General features: G+C 70.5%; 4 protein-coding genes. 3 read left to right on the top strand and 1 reads right to left on the bottom strand.

Translation table 11 applies throughout. The annotated features are described in order from the left end of the window. Nucleotides 1-250 precede the first annotated feature (250 nt). Genes ACV4UX_RS18535 through ACV4UX_RS18525 form a run of 3 tightly spaced genes read left to right on the top strand, consistent with a single transcriptional unit; the run spans nt 251 to nt 1,991 of the window. A complete protein-coding gene (locus ACV4UX_RS18535; RefSeq protein WP_491594759.1) occupies nt 251-1,087 on the top strand; it encodes a hypothetical protein in 837 nt (278 codons plus the stop codon). A gap of 22 nt (nt 1,088-1,109) precedes the next feature. Beyond that, entirely contained in the window at nt 1,110-1,760 is a 651-nt protein-coding gene (locus ACV4UX_RS18530; RefSeq protein ID WP_491594758.1) for a tetratricopeptide repeat protein, read from the top strand. 3 nt (nt 1,761-1,763) lie between these two features. Continuing rightward, complete coding sequence (locus ACV4UX_RS18525) at nt 1,764-1,991, top strand: hypothetical protein (protein WP_491594757.1); 228 nt, start codon at nt 1,764-1,766, stop codon at nt 1,989-1,991. Nucleotides 1,992-2,134: 143 nt separating this feature from the next. Here the strand turns inward: ACV4UX_RS18525 and ACV4UX_RS18520 are convergent. Then, nucleotides 2,135-2,645, bottom strand: a 511-nt coding sequence (locus tag ACV4UX_RS18520) for a GGDEF domain-containing protein (RefSeq protein WP_491594756.1), incomplete at its 5' end; no start/stop codon positions are given.

Genomic DNA, 2,645 nt, shown 5'->3' with positions numbered 1-2,645 from the left:
ACGGAGAACACGCCGTCGCGCGTGCTTTCCCGGGCAGGCGACGCACCGCCCGTCCCGGGTGCGGCCCACGTCCCGGCGGCGGCCGCCAAGGACGCGACGGCTCAACCACGGCTCGCGGACGCGGGCAGCGCGGCGCAACGCTTCGCCGCCGCCCGCGCAATGCGAACACATCCAAAGCCTCATGCAGGGGCCTCCCGCGCGGCGCGCCCCTGGTGCGAACGCCGCGCGGCAGGGCCAAGGGAGTCGCTCCATGGCGCGTAGAATCATCCTGACGGTGCTGGCCGCACTCCTGGCGGCAGGGCCGGTCCAGGCCAGACTGGTCAAGGAGATGCAGGTCACCCGCACGGGCAAGATCGGCATCGCCCAGGACGGGCCGGTCACGGTCTATCAACTGCTGCTGGAAAACAACAAGCTCGTGGTCCTGGGCGACCGCGAGTTCTTCCCCCCGGCCACCCGGGCCGCCCTGGAGCAGGCCCTGGAGCGCAAGCTCACCGTGGAGATCGCCGGGCATCTGCTCATCTTCAACGACCAGAACCCCGTCTTCGCCCTGCCCCTGGGACGCCTGGAGGTGAAGGGCCTGGAGACCGGTCCCCGCGCCCAGCAGCCCCAGGCGCAGACCGAAAGCCAGGGCGACGCCGCGCGCTTTCTGGAAGCAGCGCTGAAATCCCCGTCCATTCCCGGTGTGGGCAAGGTTCTGGAGAGCTATCCTTTCTTCTCCTCCCGCACCTGGAAGGTGCTGGAGCCGGGCAAGGCCGAGTTCCGGGGCGAGATCGACCTGACGAGCATCACCGAGCTGGACAGCCAGTACGTCTCCCGGCTGCGCTCCAAGGACCTGCGCGACACCTTCAAGTCGCTGGCCTTCGTTGCCGTGTGCTCCCTGCGCCCCGACGGCGGCCTGGACTGCCCCGCCCCGGCCGTGGAGGCCGTGCTCCAGGACGGAACCAGGGACCGCCTGGTCTGGAAGGACCCCCCAGGCTACTACTGGGACCGCATCGCCAAGAACCGCAAGATCAAGGTGGACTATTTCCTGTCCAAGGCGGCCCTCAACCCCAAATACGGCAAGGGCATGACCCCCGAGGCCCAGTAGGCCGCCGTTTCCCGGAGCAACTGTGAAGAAGACGATCAAGAACGCCCAGGCCTCGCCGGCCATGGTGCGCAGGCAGACGGCGACCGTGCTGTGCGTGGCCCTGTTCCTGGCCGGACTGTTCATGGGCTGGCAGGGCGCGGTGTCCATGTTCGCCCAGCAGGCCGCGCCCCCTGCGGGCATGCCCCCCCGGCCCGCCGCCGAGGCCCCGGCCCAGCAGGGTCAGCAAGGCCAGCAGGGCAACCCCATGGCCTCCCCCGTGATGGCCCAGGCCCGCGCCCTGGAGGAAAAGGCCGCCAAGAACCCCAACGACGCCGCCGTGTGGGCGGAACTGGGCAACGTCTACTTCGACGTGGGCTTTGCCGAACGCGCCGTGGGGGCCTATCAGAAATCCCTTGCGCTCAAGCCCGGCCAGCCCGACGTCTGGACCGACATGGGCGTGATGCAGCGCGAGATGCGCCAGATCGACGAGGCCCTGGCCTCCTTCCGGCAGGCCGTGGAGCTGGACCCCAAGCACCAGCTGGCCCGGCTCAACACCGGCATCGTGCTGCTCTTCGACAAGAAGGACAAGGACGGAGCGGCCAAGGCCTGGAAGGAACTCCTGGCCATCAATCCGCAGGCGCGCATGCCCGACGGCAAGGCCGTGGCGGACGCCCTGCGCGAGCTGGGGCTGTAGCGCGTGGCGGCGGCAAGCGCCCGGGACGCGGACGGCCGCGCCGGGGAGCGCTGCTGCCGCTGCCGTTTCTTCTACTTCATGGACATGCGCGCGGCCATGGGGCGCTGCCTCAACGTGCGCATGGCCTGGCCCTTTTCCGAACGCGGCCGCAACTATCCGGCCGTGGGGCGCGACTTTTCCTGCCGCCTCTGGGCGCCCCGAGGCGAGCGCTGCCCGGGCGATGAGCGGTAGCGCCAGGGACGCGATGCTGGGTGCCACGCCGTGACGTCCGGCATGAAAAGTCACTTGTTCCTGCGATTTGTTTTGAGCGTCCGGGGCGACGGGTCCTGCGCGCGCAGCACGAGAGCCGCGCTGCCGGGGCCGACGCAGCGGGCTCAGCCCTCGCGCACGCAGTTGCGCCCGGCGCGCTTGGCCTCGTAGAGCCCGGCGTCGGCGCGGCGCATCATGTCCTCGGCCGAGAGGTCCGTCTCCTGCCAGGTGGAGAAGCCCACGGACACCGTCACGCGCACCCTGCCGCCCCTTGTTGTGGCCACCAGGCTCTCCACGGAGCGGCGCAGCCGTTCGGCCACGGCGCGCGCGTCCCCGGTGGCGGTCTGGGGCAGCAACGCCCCGAACTCCTCGCCGCCCAGGCGTCCCAGAACGTCTGTGGCGCGCAGGGCCTCGGCGCAGGACTGGGCCACGGCCTTGAGCACCTCGTCGCCCACGTCGTGGCCCAGCGAATCGTTGACGTGCTTGAAGTGGTCGATGTCCAGCATGAGGAAGGACAGGGGCTGCGCGTAGCGCGCCGCCCGTTCGTGCTCCTGGACCGCGCGCACCAGGAGCCGCCTGCGGTTGGCCACGCCCGTGAGGGGGTCGGTGGTGGCCAGCACCTCCAGCCTGCCTACC

The organism is Fundidesulfovibrio sp., assembly GCF_058402725.1.
This window is presented reverse-complemented; position numbering and strand designations above follow the sequence as displayed.